The following is a 17,279-nucleotide window of genomic DNA, read 5'->3' on the forward strand; positions in this document are numbered from 1 at the left end:
AAGCAGCGGCTGTCGGGCACGGACGGTGCCCCGGTCGACGACGCGGCGTGTGGTCGTCAGGGTGTCTTCCGGGGCGGGATGTCGGCCGGCCTGTCGTGTCTGTGCCGCGTGTGCTGTGCCGGCCGACTCGGTGTCCGAGAGCTCGGCCAGGAGCCGCAGTTTCTCGTCGCTGTCGCTGTCCTTGTCGGGGTAGTGGACGACGGAGATGACCTCGTCGATGGCGCGTTCGTCGCGGTGGAGGCGTAGTGCGCCGACGACGGGGTGGTGGACGGTGGTCGTGCCTTCCGTCGGTGGGCGAGCAGCTGGTGCACCCGCTGCGGTACGTGCTCGGGCCGCTTGCGGCGCGATGCCCCGGGGCGTGCCGCCGCGAGGCCGAGCAGATACGTCCGTAGCGGGGCCCTGGCGCCAGGCACTCCAGTGGTACGGCCCTGAAGCCGGCAAGTGAGCCAGGTGCAGGCGGGATGCTTTGCCGGCTGTCCCTCGTCGCAGCGCTTCTTCGGGTGTTCCTCCTGTGAAGCCGACGGAGTTGCTCATCGCTGGTGCGGGTCCGGGATGATGACGACCTTGCCGGCCACGGTCCGGGACTCGGCAAGAGCCAGCGCCGCACCGGCCTCGGCCAGCGGGAACTGTGCGGCGATCTGTGGCGTGAGTACACCGTCGGCCAGCAGTCCCAGCACCTGGGTGAGGTCCTCGCGCAGTCGGCTGCGGAAGACGTCCGGGCGTCGCTTGCCGGCCCAGAAGTTGTAGAAGTGCGCGCCCTTGCCGTTGGGCAGGTGGTTCCAGAGCATCAGCCGGGCGAACAAATGCAGCACCGGCAGCTGGGAGTTGCCGTCCTCGTCCTTCGTGGCCGCGGTGCCGTAGGAAACCAGCGTCCCGCCCCGGCGCAGCAGCCGCCACGACTCCTTCAGGCCGGACCCGCCGACATGGTCGAACACCGCGTCGACACCGTCCGGGGCGATCTCGCGGATGCGCCGGTACAGGTCCGGGTCGCGGTAGTCGACCGGGATGGCGCCCAGTTCGCGCACGGCCTCGTGGTGACGGGCCGACGCCGTGCCGATCACGGTGATGCCGGCGTGCCGGGCCAGTTGCACGAGGGTGGATCCGACGCCGCCGTTGGCGCCCAGCACCACGATCGTCGCGCCGGAGCGCACCTTGGCGGTGCGGTGCAGCATCTGCCAGGCGGTGATCCCGTTGACCACCACGGTCTCCGCGGAGGCGGCGTCCACCTCGTCCGGCACGGCCACCAGGTCCGCGGCGTCGACCAGTAGATGACTGGCCCAGCCGCCGACCTTGGTGACCGCGGCAAACCGGCGCCCGACCAGGGTGGCGTCCGCCGCCGAGCCGACGGCGGTCACCGTGCCGACCACGTCGTACCCGGGGACGAAGGGGAAGGGTGGCTGGTCGAAGTACCTGCCGCGGCGCATCTGCTGCTCGGCGAACGAGACGCCGGTCGCGTCCATCCGTAGGACCACTTCTCCCTCGGCCGGGGCAGGCAGTTCCCTCAGGCGGACTTCGAGGCCGCTCGGCTCGACCTTCCCGGGGAGGAGGATCTCGGTGGCAGTGGTGCTGACATTCATGGCTGGCTCCAGGTCGCCATTTACCTAACGGCCGTAAGGCTACGCATGTTAACTCCCGGCCCGCAAACGAGAACGCTTGTAAGTTTTCCTGCGTAAGATGACGCCATGGGAGAAGACGCCTCGCCGCCGACCCCGCCGGGGACCGCCCGGGCCCGTAACCGCAGGGGGGAAGGGGGCCGCCTGCGCGACGACATCGTGGCCGCGGCGGTCGGGCTGCTTGAGGAGACCGGCGACGAAAGCAGCGTCACCCTGCGGTCCATCGCCCGCCGCGTGGGAGTCGCCGCCCCCTCGATCTACCGCCACTTCCCGGACCAGCCGAGCATCATGCTGGCCGTCGTGCGGCAGGCTTTCGCGATGCTTGAAACCGAGTTGCGCACTTCCCTGGACACCGCCGGTGGCGGTGCCAGGGAGCGGCTGTTCGCCGTGTGCGGCGCCTACCTGGGCTTCGCGGACAAGCATCCCGGGCGCTACCGCACGATGTTCGGCGGCGTCTGGATGCCCGACCTCGCCGGCGGCTCGGTCACCGACAGCGACGTGTCCTCACTCGGCGGAGCGAGCCTGGCGCTGCTCGCGGACGCCGTTGCCGACTGCGTCTCGGCGGGCTGTGCGACCAGTACCGACCCGGCCGCCGACGCCGTCGCCCTGTGGCTCGGCCTGCACGGGCTCGCCCACCAGCGGTCGGCGACCGTCGCCTTTCCGTGGCCGCCGGACATCGCCGAACGGATCATCACCACGCTCGCCCACCTCGACCACGCATAGGTCGGCTCTGCGGGGCGGACCGCGGACGTGACAGCGGCCGGCCACAGCCGGGGCAATCGCCGGTCCTCAACCGGCGGCGTGCCGGGCGGGCCGCGCAGGACCGGTCGAGGGGGTTCCTCGACGGCGACGGATCAAGCGGCCGGACCCGTAGTGCCGGGCGGGGTCCAGACACCGGCGGGAAGGCCGACCTGACGGAGGAGGTCGGCGAGGTTGTAGTAGTCGGTGAGGTGTTGGATCTTGTCGCCGTTGAGGTCCATCACGGTGCTGACGGGAACATGGAAGGACTTGCCGGTGGCGGGCCGGTCCTTGGCGAACGCCCCCGTGTCGGTGCCGGAGAAGTTCCAGCGAACGGCGATCTTGTTGCCCTCACGGAAGGCATCGACGACCTGTACGTGTGCGTTCTTGATGCTCTGTTCGGTGATGGTCACCCACTGGGCCGCGCCGGCCGGACCGGTCATGGCGACCTGGAAGGCGTTGTCCTGGTAAATGCCGTCCTCGGTGAACAAAGCGGCCATCTTTCGCGGGCTGGCGGTGTTCCAGGCGTCAGCCCAGGCAGCGACCATACGGGGGAGCCGGGTGCCATGGGGGTGGTAAGCCACGGGCTGGACCTCTCCCTCGTTCACTGTTTTCACGGTCTTGGGAATCGGAGCGTCTGCCTGAGCACCGGCGTGCGAGAGGCCGGTGATGGTCACTCCGACTACGGCCGCCGCCGCGGTCACCATGGCGATGACAGTGGTGCGGGCACGGCGCGCATGCGTGGTCATGAGAGTCCCTCGGGTTCGCGGACACTAAGCTTACGGACGTAAACTTACACTATGAGCTAACGCATGTAATGTCATCCGCCGACCGCTGCACGGCGCGCCCTGCCCTGTCGGTGAATTCCCCGTCGGAGCTGGCGGGGATATGGCTCCTGGCCTGGCAGGTCGTGCAGCTCAAGCACCAGCGGCGGACCGCCGCCGTCCGGCTGGAGGGCCTGCGTGCCAAGGTTGCCGAGACGGTGACCTGGGGCGACACGTGCGCACTGCCCCGCCGGGAAGCCGCGAGCGTACGCCTCGACTCGGACGACATCCCCTGGATCGCCATCCCCCGGATTGCCCGTCTCGCCGAGTCCTCGGCGCACTCGGCGGCGAACCGCTCCCTGCGGGGCGCGCGGCCGAGTTCGCCGGTCCGCGCGCCCGGCGATGTTCGGCTACGGGCCCGGGGGGGGGCGGCGTTCGTTCTCGGTGTCGCTGCTCCCGCGCTCGTCAGCTCGTCAGAATCGCGCCGGCGACGACATCGAGGAGATGATCGGCGCGTGGCGCGAACGAGGGCTGATCGCCGAGCCACGCGAGCGCCGCCACCAGCGCGAACAGATCGGCGCCGTCGATGTCGGTCCGCGCTGCGCCCGCGGCCTGGGCGCGGGCGAGGAGCCCCGTGCCGGCTGCCCGCATGGCGACGCACGAAGCATGGAGTGCGGATTCGGAGTCCTCGATGGCAGCTGCCATCAGCTCCGTCACGCCCCGGTACTCGCGTGCGACGGCGACGCAGTCGCGCAGCCACGAGACGAGGGCGTCTTCGGGCGAGTTCGACGTTTCGAGTTCGCCTGCCCTTGCCGTCAGTCCGTCGAAGCTCGTGCGGAGCAGGGCGTCGAGCAGTGCCTCGCGTGTGGGGAAGTGGCGGAGCAGCGTCGCGAGCCCCATGTCGGCCCTGCGCGCGATGTCGCGCAGTGATGCCTCGGTGCCCTGCTCGGTGATGACGGTGCCTGCGACGGCGAGCAGGTGGTCGCGGTTCTTCCTGGCGTCGGCCCGCACGTGCCCCTCCCGGCTATCCGGATCGGTGGTCCACTTGACGATCCGGATCGGTGGTCCATATATTCGGATCAGCGGTCCGGATAACCGGATCACTGATCCAGTCAGCGTACCCCCAGGTCGGGGCGGGAGGAAACGATGCCAGCACACACGATGCGGGCGGTCCGGCTGCATGCGCACGGCGGTCCTGAGGTTCTGAGTTACGACGAGGTGCCGATGCCCGTGCCGGGGCCGGGTGAGGTGCTCGTCCGTGTCCACGCGGTCGGCATCAATCCTCCGGACTGGTACCTGCGCGACGGGCTGAGCAACATACCTCCGGACGTCAGGCCGAAGTTCGGCCTGCCCGTGATCCCGGGGACGGACGTGTCGGGCGTCGTCGAGGCCGTCGCCGCGGACGTGCAGGGCTTCTCCGCCGGTGACGAGGTCTTCGGTCTCCTTCGCTTTCCCAGCTTCGACGGCCAGGCGTACGCCGAGTACGTGGCCGCACCGGCGTCGGACCTCGCACACAAGCCGGCCGGCATCGACCACGTGCACGCCGCCGGGGCGCCCATGTCCCTGCTGACGGCGTGGCAGTTCCTGATCGAGCTCGGTCACGACCACCCCTCGCCCTTCCAGGAGGCGCGGCACCGCCCGGTGACCCTCGGCGCCGGCACGACGGTGCTCGTCAACGGTGCCGCGGGCGGCGTGGGGCACTTCGCACTGCAACTGGCGAAGTGGAAGGGCGCACGGGTCATCGCGGTGGCATCGGGCGCGCATGAATCGTTCCTGCGCGAACTCGGCGCCGACGAGTTCATCGACTACACCAAGAGCCGTCCCGAGGAAGTCGTCAACGACGTCGACCTCGTTCTCGACGCCGTCGGCGGTCGCGAGAGCAGCCGCTTCCTGCGCACGCTCAGGCGCGGCGGTGCCCTGTTCCCCGTGTTCTTCGGCGCATACGACGACGCGGAGACCGCGAGACTGGGCGTCACGGTCTCGGGCACCCAGGTCCGCTCGCACGGCGCGCAGCTCACCGAAGTGGGACGCCTGCTGGACGCGGGCACGGTCCGCGTCGCGATCGACAGCACGTTTGCGCTCGCGGATGCCCGATCGGCGCACGAACGCGCCGCCCGGGGCCACATCCAGGGCAAGATCGTGCTCACGGTCCCTCGGTGACGAACGAGCCGTTGTACGGGTGCGTCCGACGGTCGCCCTCGGCCGGCAAGGCCCGCGAACTCGTCCACGTCAAGGTGGTCGCCCCCACCCTGCTCACCCGCGCCGCCGTCGCCGGCATGCAGGAACGCGGCGAAGGAAAGATCATCAACGTGGCCGGAATGATCGCTTTCAGCGGTCCCGCCGACAAGTCCGGCCCCGCCGGGCCGTCTACGCCGGCTCCCTGGCCCACCTCGTCGCCATGTCCCAGACCCTCAGCGCCGAGCTGGAGGACACCGGCGTCCAGGTCCAGGTGCTGTGCCCCGGCGTCGTCGCCGCCGAATTCCACACGCGCCAGGGCCTCGACATGAGCGTCGTGCCGCGCATGTCCGCCGAGGACGTCGTCACCGCCGGCCTGCGCGGACTCGAACTCGGCGAAGTGGTCTGCGCCCCGGGCGTCGAAGACGACGGCCTCCTCGACGCGGTCTTCCAGGCCGACCTCGCTGCCTTCGGCGGACAGAGCCCGGAACTCGCCTCCCGCTACCGGGCCAACTGAACGAGCCCCGACGCACAGCACCGGCCGGATGGCCAGGGCTGTGGAATTCCGGGCTCCGCCGGAGCATGAGCCGCTGGCCGGCGCGGTCGCACGGACGACCCTGCTGAAAGCAATTTCTTCGCGTTAAGCTGGGTGTCATGAGTCCCCGAGCCTCCGTGCGCCCCGGCGGGCGCAGTGCGCGCGTCCAGCAGTCCGTCCATCAGGCCGTACGGGAGCTGGAGGCCGAACGCGGCCGCGACGCCCTGACCGTTCCCCTGATCGCCACCCGGGCCGGGGTCACTCCTTCCACGATCTACCGGCGCTGGGGCGACCTGCGCGAACTGCTGTCCGACGTAGCGGTGGAGCGGCTGCGCCCGGACGCGGCCCCTGCCGACCAGGGCAGCCTGCGCGCCGACCTGGAAGCGTGGGTCGAACAGTTCGCAGAGGAGATGTCCTCGACTGCGGGGCGCACCTATATCCGCGACGCCCTCCTGGGCGATCCCGAGCAGGGCAACGCCGCCCGCTGCTCCGACTACGCCGCCGAACAGCTCACGGCCATCGGCGTGCGGGCCGCCGGCCGCGGCGAGGCGGTGCCCGGGGTGGAGACACTGCTGGACGCCGTCGTCGCCCCGCTGATGTACCGCATCCTGTTCCGCCCCTCGGACCTGTCGGCCGCATACACGCACGCTCTGGTCGCCGCGGCGCTCGATCGGCACTGAGCAGGTCGGAGCCGCGCCCGAGAGCGCAACGCCACCACGCCCGCGCGACCCAAAAGCTAAGGATTTGCTTTAGATGGAGGGCGGGTCTACTCTGACTTAAAGCTAAGAATTCGCCTTAAGTAGCGAGAAGACCTCATGCCCAGTGCCACAGCCTCACCGTCCCGCCCCCGCCGCCTTCCTCCCCTCAGCCGCAGCGGCGGCTTCGGACTGCACACGTCCGTGCTCGTCGGCCTGCTGGCCGCATCCAGCGCTCCGACCCCGCTCTACGCCGAGTACCAGGCGCAGTGGCACTTCTCCGCCCTGACGCTCACCATCGTCTTCAGCGCCTACGCGCTCGCGCTGCTGGTGGCACTCCTGGTCGCCGGCACGCTCTCGGACTACCTGGGGCGGCGCCCCGTGCTGGCCGGCGCGCTGGTCGCCGAGGCCGTCTCCATGGCCGTCTTCGCCACCGCGCAGGGGGTGACGGAGTTGATCGCAGCCCGGGTCGTGCAGGGGCTGGCCACCGGTGTGGCCACCGGTGCGGCGGGCGCCGCCCTGCTCGACTTCGAGCACCCCGGTCACCCGGGGCGGGCCGCGCTCACCAACAGCGTCACCCCCGTCTCCGGCATGGCGGCCGGTGTCCTCGCCTCGACCGGACTCGTCCAGTACGCACCTGCCCCCACCCACACCGTCTACCTCCTGCTGCTCCTGCTGTTCACCGCGCAGGCCGCCCTCGTCACCCGCACGGCCGAGACCGCGAGCCCGCACCGCGGCGTGTGGCGGTCGCTCCAGCCCGGCACCACCGTCGCCCGTGCCTCCCGCGCGGCCATGCTGCTCATCGCGCCCGGCGTCGTCGCCGCTTGGGCCCTCGGCGGTTTCTACTCCTCGCTCGGCCCGCAGCTCGCCCGCCTGATCGCCCCGCGTGCCCCGGGTGCCACCGGCGGTCTGGTGTTCTTCACCCTCACAGCCGGTGCCGCCCTGACCATCTGCGCCACCCGGACCCGGCCCGCCCGTGCGGTGAGCGCCGCGGGCGCCGTCGCCCTGGTGTCCGGGGCGCTGCTGACCCTGCTCAGCCCGCACGTGCAGAGCCTGACCGTCCTGTTCGCCGGCACCCTGCTGGCAGGTGCCGGATTCGGGGCGGTGACCCAGGGCGCGCTGCGGCTGTTGCTGCCCCCGGCCGCCCCGGACGAGCGTGCCGGAACCCTCGCCGCCTACTACGTCCTCAGCTACCTCGCGATGAGCGTGCCGGCCGTCCTCGCCGGACTCCTGACCATGCGGTACGGCCTGGAGACCGCGGTACTGCTGTACGCCGGCTCGGCCGGCCTGCTCGCCCTGGCAGCCCTCGTCGCCCTGGCCACCAGCGGCCGGTGCCCCCACCGCGCCTGACGCCCCGCAGGCGCCACCCTCAAGAACTTCAAGAGCTCCAAGAACTCCAAGGGTTTCAAGAGCTCCAAGGGCTTCAAGAACTCCAAGGGCTTCAAGAAACAAGGACCCGCACATGAACACCGCCACCCCTGCCCAGGGCCACCCCGCCTGGAGCCTCGGAGGCACGGTCGTACGCCGCATCGACGAGATCGTCCTGCCCCCGCAGACCGGGCCCTGGCTGCTCCCCGAGGCCACCGCGGAGGTGATCGACGAGGCAGCCTGGCTGCGTCCCGACTTCGCCGACGGCGGCACGCTCCTTCTGGCCAGCCACACCTTCGCCGTGGAAGTCGGCGGGCTGCGCGTCCTCGTCGACACCGGGATCGGCAACGGCAAGGCGCGCGCCAACCCGGCCTGGAACGGCCTCAGCACCGACTACCTGCGGCGCCTGACCGACGCCGGATTCCCGCCCGATTCCGTGGACCTCGTCATCACCACCCACCTTCACACCGACCACGTCGGCTGGAACACCCGGTTCGTCGAGGGGAACTGGCGGCCGACCTTCCCCCACGCCCGCTACCTCACCAGCCGCGCCGAATGGGACCACTGGGCCACGGCCGAGATGGACGAGGCGCGCCGCCAGATGTTCCGCGATTCCGTCGACCCCGTCCGCGACAGCGGACAGTACGACCCCGTGGACGTTCCCGGCCAAGGGCGGGAGGTGGCCGACGGGATCCGGCTCGTCCCGGCCCCCGGTCACACCCCCGGGCAGATCGCCGTCGAGGTGCGCGGCACCGACCGCACGGCCCTGATCACCGGCGACAGCATCCACCACCCGGTGCAGCTGTCCCACCCCCACCTCACCAGCTGCGTCGACATCGACGCAGAGCAGGCGGTACGCACCCGAGCCCGCCTCCTGGAGCAACTGGCCGGCACGGACAGCCTGTTGCTGGGCACTCACTTCCCCGATCCGACCGGCGGCACGGTCCACACCGACGGCACTCGCTACCGCCTGCGTCCCGAGCCCGGCACCGCGACCCCGCCCTCCGCAGCCTGACCCAGAAGTCCGGGCAGGCCCCCGGACACCTGACGGCCCGCAGCGTCACAGGCGCAGCCGACGACGCACCCCGCACACGCGCCGACAAGGCGTGCGGAATCCCAGAAAGGGGTTCTTACCGCAGTAAGGGACCATCCAGCGGCGCTGAACTTCCGCACCGGCTCTTTGAACCGACGCAACTTCCTCGGCGTAGCCGCAGCTACGAGGGGGGGCGCCCGCGTCCTCACGCGTCGTGGGCCCGGCCCAGGCACGCCACGCCAACGCGGTGCCGGCAGCGCCCCCTGTCTCATCGACTCCGCGCCGGGGCGGCTACCAGAAGAGGGCGTCGTTGGCGTTGTCCTGCCAGTAGGTGACGGTGGCGGTGCTGTTGAAGAAGACGCCGCCGTTCGGCAGGTTCAGGGTCTTCTCCTTGTTGGTCGCGTTGCCGTTCCTGTCAGTGAAGATCACGCCCAGGGTCTTCTCCTTGCCGCCGCCTTCGCCCTCGGGGGTGGACGTCGTGATGCCCGCGTACGCGGACTGGCCGTGCTTGAGCGTCACCACGGCCTGCGGCGTGGTGTCCTCGGCCCACGCCACCGGGGCCTGGGCGTCGGCGCCGGCCCTCAGGAAGGGGGCGATGTAGGCGTAGCAGGGCTTGGTGCCGGTGTTGGTGGCCTTGAGCAGCAGGTGGTTGATCGGGCGGGACACCTTGGTGACGGTCAGCTTGGTGTTCGCGGCGGTGCAGGTGACGACCGAGGGCGCCTTCTTGGTGGCGGCGGAGGCGGTCTGCGCGGTGGCCTGGAGGCCGACGAGCGCGAGGGCGGCGGCGACGACCATGGAGGAGGCGGCCGCGCGGGAGACGAAACGAGTGGCGATACGCATGAGTGGGCTGCTTTCTCGGAATATCCGGAAGGTGATCTTCCGGTTGTGGGCTGTACCGGTGTCGGTCTGGTCCTGGCCGTGCTGCGTGCGGTGTGCGTGGGCGCGCCGGAAGCGCGGGCCATGAGCACGGAGTTGAGCGAGGACGATCGCCATGTGCGATGCGGCGCCCCGCTTGGATGACCCAAGCCTGTGCCATACGGCGTTCCATCCGCCATTCCGTTCGGGAGTTTCGGGATGCTGGAACGCTCACACCAGCTCTGAACTGCAGAAACGCGGCCTTCCTGGGATGCCGGATGGAATGGCGGACCGGGGAGGAGGGCCGGGGTGGAGGACAGTGAGGACGGCTGACGAGACCGTCGGCTCGGCGAAACGAGCCCACGTGAACACCTCGACGTGCCTCGACATCGACATCGGCTTCGACTTCGACTTCGGCTTCGACTTCGACTTCGACTTCGGCCTTGACTTCGACTTCGGACTCGGCTTCGGCTTCAACATCGGCCTCGGCTTCGACACCGGACGGACAAACGGAAGTTGAGCCCGCGGTCAGGAGTTGAGCCCTCGCCTGGACGGATGACCCATCGCACGGCACCGCGACTCAGGGACGCCCAGGCGCGATGTGCGCGACTCCGTTTCCGGGCGGCAGGCCCTACTCTGATCCCCGTGAGGCAGGCAGGCGCTGGGAAGGATGATCGGCGATGACGTCCCTGAGCACCGGGGACCCCGAGTCCATAGGCGGGTACACCCTTCTCGGTCGGCTCGGGGCGGGCGGCATGGGAGTCGTCTATCTGGGGGTCTCCGCCTCGGGACGGCAGGTCGCGGTCAAGCTCGTACACGGTCCGCATGCCCAGGAGGAGGAGTTCCGGACGCGCTTCCGGCAGGAGATCGCGGCAGCGCGCAGAGTGAGCGGTGCCTTCACCGCGCCCGTCGTGGACGCCGACCCGGACGCCGAGCGGCCGTGGATGGCGACGCTCTACGTGCCGGGGCTCAACCTCACCGAAGTCGTGAAGCAGGACGGCCCGCTGAGCCTGCGGGAACTGCGCGCGCTGGGGCTGGGGCTCACCGAGGCGCTGCGCGACATCCACCGGGCGGGTCTGGTGCACCGGGACCTCAAACCGGGCAACGTCCTGATGACCGAGGACGGGCCGCGCGTCATCGACTTCGGCATATCGCGCGCTTCTGACAACCAGAGCCTCACCACGACCGGGCGGATGATCGGCACTCCGCCTTTCATGTCGCCGGAACAACTGGCCTCTCCCCGAGACGTCACCCCGGCCTCGGACGTGTTCTCGCTGGGGTCCCTGCTGGTGTTCGCGGCCGTCGGCACGGGACCGTTCGACGCCGACAGCCCGTACATCACCGGCTATCAGGTGGCGTACGGGACCCCGGACCTCGGCGGGGTGCCCGAAGCGCTCCTGGGCATTGTCGAGCGCTGCCTGGACAAGGACCCGGCCGCGCGGCCGGAACTGACGGACATATACCGCATGCTCCAGGCGCTGCCGGAATCCGACGCCCCCGGGTCCCCGAAGACCGGGAAGTCCGGGCAGTCCACGCGCCCCCGGCACCGCACCGCTTCTCGGAACGCGGCCACCACCTCCGCGAGCGCCGCGACCGTCACCGGCACCGGCAAGCGCCGCCGAACCCGGACGCTGCTCACCGGCCTCGGCGCGGCACTGGCCGTCACGGGGCTGAGTATCGGGGTGGGTGTCTTCGTGTCCGATCCGAACACCACCACCGCAGCCGAGAACGCCGCCTCCACCAGGGCCGCCGCCCGTGCCGCGTCACTGCCCGACGGCTGGCGGCCGTGGCAGAGGGAACTGCGGTACGACGTGCAGGGCATCCCCCTCGACTACGGCAACCCCGGATGCGTGACGGAGGGAAGCGCCCTGTTCTGCGGCGGTACGGGATTCACGGCCGCCAGGATCGACGCGGCCTCCGGCCGCACCCTGTGGCGGACCGGCACCCGCCCGCAGGGGGCGCAGCCGATCGGCGTCCGCGACGGGCTGGTCTACATGTACGAGCAACCGGACGACAGCACAAGGCGCGTGGTGGCCCTCGACGCCGGTACCGGGCACCGGCGGTGGCAACGCGACATCAACGTCGCCGAGCCGGCGATCCTGTACGACGGCGGGCTGCTGACCATGTCACCCGACTCCTCGTCGTTCGTGGCCTACGGGCCTGCCGGCAAGGAACTGTGGCGGGCGCCCTCGCTGGACGAGTACTGCACTCCGTCGGTACTGGGAGGAGCCCCCTACGCCCTGTGCTCGGCGGCCAGGGAGGCCGGTCAGGCCCCGGTCGATCTGATGAAGCTCGCACCCGGCAGCCTGACCGAAACCGCCACGCTGCCCAAGAAGGCGGAAGCGCTCGGCGCTGTCGGCGAGCAACCCCTGTTCCTCGCCCCCCAGACCGCGAAGGACGTGTACGAGAGCGGGTACGAACGGCCGTACAACGCGCTGCTGCGGGTGGACTTGGAAGCCTGGGAGGTCAGACGGATACCGCTGGCGCGTCCGCTGACCGGCGCGGCCACCCTGGTGGACGGCGTCGTCTACTTCGTCCGGTCCGACGGGACGGTCACCGCGGTGTCGGCGGACAGCGGCAAACAACTCTGGCAGAAGGTGACGGACGTGGAGAGTCTGTCCGCGCCCGCGGTGTCGACGACGTACAAGCGGGTCTATTTCGCCAACCGCTTCGGCCGTCTGCTGGCGCTGGACAGTCGCACCGGAGCGGAGGAGTGGCGCACCTCCGCACTGGACGCCCCGGGGGACAAAGCGCAGAACTACCCGCCGCGGGTGCTGCTCGTCAAGGACGCGCTCGTGGCGATGGCCGGCGACACGGCCTTCTCCCGGAGCCCGAACGGGCCCAACTGACCGGCCTGGGCGATCGCCGCGCGGCCCGCACCGTCCGTGGACCCGGCCCAGGCAGCCGATTTCCAGATGCCGGCGAGGGAGTTCAGAGGACCGCGTCGGGGCGGGCGTACGCACCCTTGCAGAGGTACATGTCTCCGCGCGCGATCCCCGACGGGTCGGTGGCGGTGGACTTCGCCCTGAACTCCCGCATCGGCTGGTCGGTCGGCTCCACCGGCTTGCCCGCGTTGACCACGACGTTCGAGATGCGGGTCGCCCCCACCGTCCCGTCGCCCTGCGGTGCCGGACCGGCGACGGTCGGTGCCGGACCGGGCCGGCCTCGTCGTGGGCGCCGACGCCGGATCGCGGTGGCCGAACCTGCTCCATCGCGACCGGGTCGTCGAGCGCGTTGCGTCGGCGCCACCGCCGTCGGACACCGTCCGGACATACAGATTTCACTGCGTGTTTGATGTACGCAATGTTTGTCGGTCGCAAAGTGCACAGATGTTCCAATTTTGAAGATTAAAACGGTGGACAAGATTCGGAAAATGAGATCTCATAAAGCGGCCGAAGGAGCGTCCGCGAAAGTCGGACAGACAACGTCAAGATATGCACCACACCTGACGTTCCCGAGGCGCGGTTTTTGCCATGCCGGATGTCGAAGGCCGTCGGACGGGGGTAGGGGGGCTTATGCGTGTTTCTTTTCTTCGTGCTCGAATTCGGATAAGGAATTCGACTGCGCGCGCCAACGGTCGCAGAATTGCTCGACATCTTCGAACCGCTTGTTCCCACTGCCGTGCACCACGGTCTCCGCATCCGTCGACCCACGATTCCGGCCGCGAGCCGGAACCGGCGATGAGGACTGCAATGAAGGCAGAGAGAACCAGTCGGCAGGCGCCTTCCGCGGCGTCGGCCGGTACGTCCGGCACGTCCGGTACGTCACGGAAGAAGCTCGTCGGCACCGCCGCCCTGGCCGCCGCCGCGGGTCTGCTGACCTGGAGCGTCACGGCCGGCGGAGCGCCCGCCGACGACGGGGCACCGGTCGGCACGCCGGTGGCCGACGAGGCCCCGGGATTCGCGGTGGAGAACTTCGGCTACCCGCAGGCCGACAAGATCCTGGCCGAGCAGAACATCGTGCTCAAGCGCGGTGACGGCCACATCATCCTCGCCGACTGCACGAGCGGTACGGGGCTCCTGGAGGTCTGGGCGCGGGTGAACAAGAAGGTGTGCTTCCGGGTCACCGGCACCTCGGGCTGGCTGACCATGGAGATTCCCGCCGTGTACGCCGTTCGCGGCAACGACTACACGACCCAGGTGGACATGACGGTCGGTGCGGAGAAGAAGTCCTTCGACATCGTCGAGAACACCTGGACCCCGGTCGGCGAATCGGTGGACGACCAGGCTCGTCAGTACATGCTCGTGGAGATCAGGACCTCCGCGTAGCCGCCGGACGCGAGCCGCCGGACGCGAGCCGCCGATCACTGACCGCTGACCGCTCACCGCTGACCGCGCTCCGCTCGGCCGCCCGCCGACGGGCCGCGACCACGTACGCAGGTCTCCCCCGGGCGTGATCCAGCGCTCGGAGCGGACGCTCGTGGCGGAGCGGACGGCTCAGAGCGAAACGTTCGTGGCAGACGGCTCAGACGGCTCGGCGCAGCAGGCTGGTGACGACCGCCGGTGACAGCAGGCCACGGCTCGACGGTCGTGACCGGGCGTGGTGTCTGCGGTGCGGCGCCGAACGCTTCTCTCCGCCTCCGTTCCGCGTCCCCACCCCGCCCTCTCCGCGTCCTCACCGAGTCCTCGTGCCGACCGCCGAAAGGTTCGAAATCAACGTCGGGGCACGTCGCCCGAGTGACCTCCGTATCCCCCTGCACATCAGCCCCGCGCGCCTGCGCCTGCGCCACCGCACCGACCCACGTCCGCCCTCTTCCCCCGGTCCCGCAGCAATCCGAGGAATGCCATGTCTTCCAGATCTTCCCGATCTTCCAAGTCTTCTGGTTCTTCCGGGTCCTCCGGATTTTCCGAGCCTTCCGGAATTTCCGGGTCTTCCGAGTCTTCCGCGTCTTCCAGGTATTCCGGGTCTTCCAGGTATTCCGGGTCTTCCAGGTATTCCGGGTCCGCCCCTTCTTCCCGGTCCCGCGGCATCTCCCGCGCGACGTTCAGTGCCGCGCTCATGACCACCGTGGTGGCAGCCGGGATGCTCAGCGCACCGGCCGCGGGTGCCCTCACCGGTGCCGCCAGCAACTCGTACGCGTTCACCGCGCGGTTGGACATCGGTGGCGGTCAGCGCGCCTGTTCGGGCACGCTGGTGTACACCGACTGGCTGCTGACGGCGGCCAGTTGCTTCGCCGCCGACCCGGCCGTGAGCCTGGACGTCCCCGCGGGGGCTCCGGCGCCGGCGACGACCGCGACGATCGGCCGCGCCGACCTCACCGGCACGGCGGGCCAGGTCCGCAGTGTCGTCGAGCTGGTGCCGCACCCGGACCAGGACCTGGTGCTCGCCCGCCTCGCCACCCCCGTCACCGGCATCACCCCGGTCGGCCTCGCCACCACCGCGCCCACGGACGGCGAGACGCTGACGGCGGCCGGCTACGGCAGGACCGTCGACGAGTGGGCGCCGCTGCACCTGCACTCGGGCACGTTCAAGGTCGACTCGGCGGCAGCCACGGAGGTGTCCGTCACCGGTCAGAACGGCGCGGCCGTCTGCGCGGGCGACACCGGCGGCCCGCTGGTGCGCGACGTGAACGGGACGCCCCAGCTCGTCGGCATCAACAGCCGTTCCTGGCAGGGCGGATGCTTCGGCAGTGACAAGTCGGAGACCCGTACCGGTGCCGTCGCCACCCGGATCGACAAGCTGCGCACCTGGATCGGCGAGAACGCCGGACCGGTCTGCAACGCGCAGGGTGTCCTGTACTCGGCGACCACGGCGGGCAGCCTGCTGCGGCGCAACGTCGACGATCCCGCGGGCGGCTCGGCGACCGTGCCGGAGGCCAGCACGATCGACACCGGCTGGGACCAGTACGGGCGCGTCCTGGCCGGCCCGGGGGCCACCTTCTACGGCGTCAAGAGCGACGGCCTGTACCTCAGTCACCGGGTCTCCTCGACCGCGACCTGGGACGTCCACCACCAGAAGATCAGCTCCGATCTGGGCACGTACGCCCAGGCGGCGAACCACAACAAGATCACCGTGGACCGCAGCGAGCACATCTGGTACGTCGACGGGGGCGGTGACCTGCGTTTCCAGAAGTACGACCGGACCACGGCGACCTGGGACCCGCAGGGCAACAAGAAGATCGACTCGGGCTGGGGCGCGTACACGCACATCTTCGCCGGTGACGACGGTGTGGTGTTCGGCATCGACTCGGCCACCGGCCATCTGGTGCGCTCCCGCTACGACTTCGAGAGCCAGCGCTGGATCGAGCACCAGGAGACGGTCAGCTATTCCGACTGGCGGGACACCAAGGAGATCACGTCCTGGGGCGGTGACACGGTCATCCGGGTCAAGCCCAGCGGCGAGATCCGGTACTACCGGTACAACGAGGGCACCGGGGTGTTCGGCACCACCTGGAACAAGCTGATCGGTTCGGGTACCCACTGGGCCGGCTACACCAGCATCAGCGGCGCGCCCGACTCCTGCCGCCTGCGCGGCGACCACACCCCCGACGCCCCGGCCGTGGACACCGGCCGCACCAGCGGCCCGGCGGTCCTGCAGACCAGCACCGGTGAGATCGCGTACGCCACGACCGACGCCACCGGACGCCTGATGGTGGGCCGGCAGACCGACCCGGCGGACGCCTCCACCGTCCAGTGGACCACCGGCCCCGCCACCGAACTCTTCGCGGGGCAGCCCCAGCTCTCCGAGCAGCCCGACGGGAGGATCGCGCTGAGCGCGCACACCCCGGGCGGTGACACCCAGTGGCGCCGGCGCGGTGCGACCGACGGCGTCTGGGGGTCCTGGGTCTCCCTGGCGGGCGCCATGAAGGGCCACCCGGCCCTCGCCAGGACGGCGGCCGGTGTCCTGGTGGAGTTCGCCGTGGACGCCGACGGCCACCCCTGGTACCGGGCCCAGCAGCGGGCCAACGTGGACTTCATGGGCTGGGTCCGGCTGTCCGGCGACGGCTTCGCAGGGCCGCTGACCGCGGTCGCCGTCCGCAGCGGCATCCAGTTGTTCGGCACCGGCTCGGACGGGCAGGTGCGCACCGCCACGTTCACGGACGGCGTGCTCGGCGCGTGGAGCACCGTCGGCGACCGGAAGGTGACCGGTGCCGTGTCGGCCGTCGTGTACGGCGACTACCGGGTCGGGGTGTTCGCGCGGGGCGAGGACGGCACGGTGCTGTCCGCCGTCCAGGGCGCGGAGAACGCCGCCTTCCCGGCGGCCTGGACGCCGGTGGCGGACCTCACGGCGACCGGCACCCCGTCGGCCGTGATCGACCCGGCGTCCGGCTACACGCAGGTGCTCGCGCGGGCCGCGGACGGCACCCTGCGCCGGTCCTGGGAGGCCGCGCTGAACGAGTTCGGCACCTGGCAGCCGTCGGTCCAGGCCGGCAGCGAGGTCTCCGCGACCGACCCGACCGCCTTCGCCTACACGGCGGGCACCTTGTCGAAGTGGGCGTTCGCGTTCCGTACCGACTCCGGCTCGGTCCGGGTGACGCCCGGGTCCTGAGCCGTGGGGCCGGCC

General features: G+C 70.4%; 16 protein-coding genes. 10 read left to right on the plus strand and 6 right to left on the minus strand.

Annotation, left to right across the window (positions count from 1 at the left end):
* Positions 1-530 precede the first annotated feature (530 nt).
* On the minus strand, positions 531-1,577 hold the full coding sequence (locus tag ACFY2B_RS17765; protein ID WP_390764022.1) for a medium chain dehydrogenase/reductase family protein: 1,047 nt from the start codon (positions 1,575-1,577) through the stop codon (positions 531-533).
* Between the two features lie 105 nt (positions 1,578-1,682).
* Here ACFY2B_RS17765 and ACFY2B_RS17770 point away from each other — a divergent pair, with 105 nt between their 5' ends.
* Complete coding sequence (locus ACFY2B_RS17770) at positions 1,683-2,336, plus strand: TetR/AcrR family transcriptional regulator (RefSeq protein WP_390764023.1); 654 nt, start codon at positions 1,683-1,685, stop codon at positions 2,334-2,336.
* Positions 2,337-2,467: 131 nt separating this feature from the next.
* On the opposite strand, the gene ACFY2B_RS17775 is transcribed toward ACFY2B_RS17770, so the two are convergent.
* Complete coding sequence (locus tag ACFY2B_RS17775) at positions 2,468-3,100, minus strand: ester cyclase (RefSeq protein ID WP_390764024.1); 633 nt, start codon at positions 3,098-3,100, stop codon at positions 2,468-2,470.
* Positions 3,101-3,580: 480 nt separating this feature from the next.
* A complete protein-coding gene (locus ACFY2B_RS17780) occupies positions 3,581-4,126 on the minus strand; it encodes a TetR/AcrR family transcriptional regulator (RefSeq protein ID WP_390764089.1) in 546 nt (181 codons plus the stop codon).
* Positions 4,127-4,261: 135 nt separating this feature from the next.
* Between ACFY2B_RS17780 and ACFY2B_RS17785 the strand changes: the two genes are divergently transcribed.
* The 5 genes from ACFY2B_RS17785 to ACFY2B_RS17805 all read left to right on the plus strand — a co-directional run bounded on the left by ACFY2B_RS17785 (position 4,262) and on the right by ACFY2B_RS17805 (position 8,903).
* Entirely contained in the window at positions 4,262-5,275 is a 1,014-nt protein-coding gene (locus ACFY2B_RS17785; RefSeq protein ID WP_390764025.1) for an NADP-dependent oxidoreductase, read from the plus strand.
* 238 nt (positions 5,276-5,513) lie between these two features.
* Positions 5,514-5,807 (plus strand): hypothetical protein, encoded by a 294-nt coding sequence (locus ACFY2B_RS17790; protein ID WP_390764026.1) that lies wholly within the window; start codon positions 5,514-5,516, stop codon positions 5,805-5,807.
* Positions 5,808-5,944: 137 nt separating this feature from the next.
* On the plus strand, positions 5,945-6,505 hold the full coding sequence (locus tag ACFY2B_RS17795) for a TetR/AcrR family transcriptional regulator (protein ID WP_390764027.1): 561 nt from the start codon (positions 5,945-5,947) through the stop codon (positions 6,503-6,505).
* Positions 6,506-6,640: 135 nt separating this feature from the next.
* Complete coding sequence (locus ACFY2B_RS17800) at positions 6,641-7,870, plus strand: MFS transporter (protein ID WP_390764028.1); 1,230 nt, start codon at positions 6,641-6,643, stop codon at positions 7,868-7,870.
* A gap of 112 nt (positions 7,871-7,982) precedes the next feature.
* A complete protein-coding gene (locus ACFY2B_RS17805; RefSeq protein ID WP_390764029.1) occupies positions 7,983-8,903 on the plus strand; it encodes an MBL fold metallo-hydrolase in 921 nt (306 codons plus the stop codon).
* Positions 8,904-9,212: 309 nt separating this feature from the next.
* Here the strand turns inward: ACFY2B_RS17805 and ACFY2B_RS17810 are convergent, their stop codons facing one another.
* Positions 9,213-9,761, minus strand: a complete 549-nt coding sequence (locus ACFY2B_RS17810) for a DUF4232 domain-containing protein (RefSeq protein WP_390764030.1) — start codon at positions 9,759-9,761, stop codon at positions 9,213-9,215.
* Between the two features lie 379 nt (positions 9,762-10,140).
* On the opposite strand from ACFY2B_RS17810, the gene ACFY2B_RS17815 reads away from it, so the two are divergent.
* Both ACFY2B_RS17815 and ACFY2B_RS17820 read left to right on the plus strand, forming a co-directional pair.
* Positions 10,141-10,296 (plus strand): hypothetical protein, encoded by a 156-nt coding sequence (locus tag ACFY2B_RS17815; RefSeq protein ID WP_390764031.1) that lies wholly within the window; start codon positions 10,141-10,143, stop codon positions 10,294-10,296.
* Positions 10,297-10,456: 160 nt separating this feature from the next.
* Positions 10,457-12,625, plus strand: coding sequence for a PQQ-binding-like beta-propeller repeat protein (locus tag ACFY2B_RS17820; protein ID WP_390764032.1), 2,169 nt, complete (start codon positions 10,457-10,459; stop codon positions 12,623-12,625).
* Positions 12,626-12,707: 82 nt separating this feature from the next.
* On the opposite strand, the gene ACFY2B_RS17825 is transcribed toward ACFY2B_RS17820, so the two are convergent.
* Entirely contained in the window at positions 12,708-12,884 is a 177-nt protein-coding gene (locus tag ACFY2B_RS17825) for a hypothetical protein (RefSeq protein WP_390764033.1), read from the minus strand.
* Positions 12,885-13,570: 686 nt separating this feature from the next.
* Here ACFY2B_RS17825 and ACFY2B_RS17830 point away from each other — a divergent pair.
* On the plus strand, positions 13,571-14,044 hold the full coding sequence (locus tag ACFY2B_RS17830) for a hypothetical protein (protein WP_390764090.1): 474 nt from the start codon (positions 13,571-13,573) through the stop codon (positions 14,042-14,044).
* A 432-nt stretch (positions 14,045-14,476) separates the two neighbouring features.
* On the opposite strand, the gene ACFY2B_RS17835 is transcribed toward ACFY2B_RS17830, so the two are convergent.
* Entirely contained in the window at positions 14,477-14,776 is a 300-nt protein-coding gene (locus ACFY2B_RS17835) for a hypothetical protein (protein WP_390764034.1), read from the minus strand.
* Between ACFY2B_RS17835 and ACFY2B_RS17840 the strand changes: the two genes are divergently transcribed.
* The gene (locus ACFY2B_RS17840) at positions 14,775-17,264 is read left to right on the plus strand and encodes a tachylectin-related carbohydrate-binding protein (protein WP_390764035.1); all 2,490 of its coding nucleotides are present in this window, start codon (positions 14,775-14,777) and stop codon (positions 17,262-17,264) included. The genes ACFY2B_RS17835 and ACFY2B_RS17840 overlap by 2 nt on opposite strands.
* Positions 17,265-17,279 lie beyond the last annotated feature (15 nt).

The sequence above is a fragment of the Streptomyces sp. NPDC001270 genome, from assembly GCF_042896695.1.
In the GTDB taxonomy this organism is placed as follows: domain Bacteria; phylum Actinomycetota; class Actinomycetes; order Streptomycetales; family Streptomycetaceae; genus Streptomyces.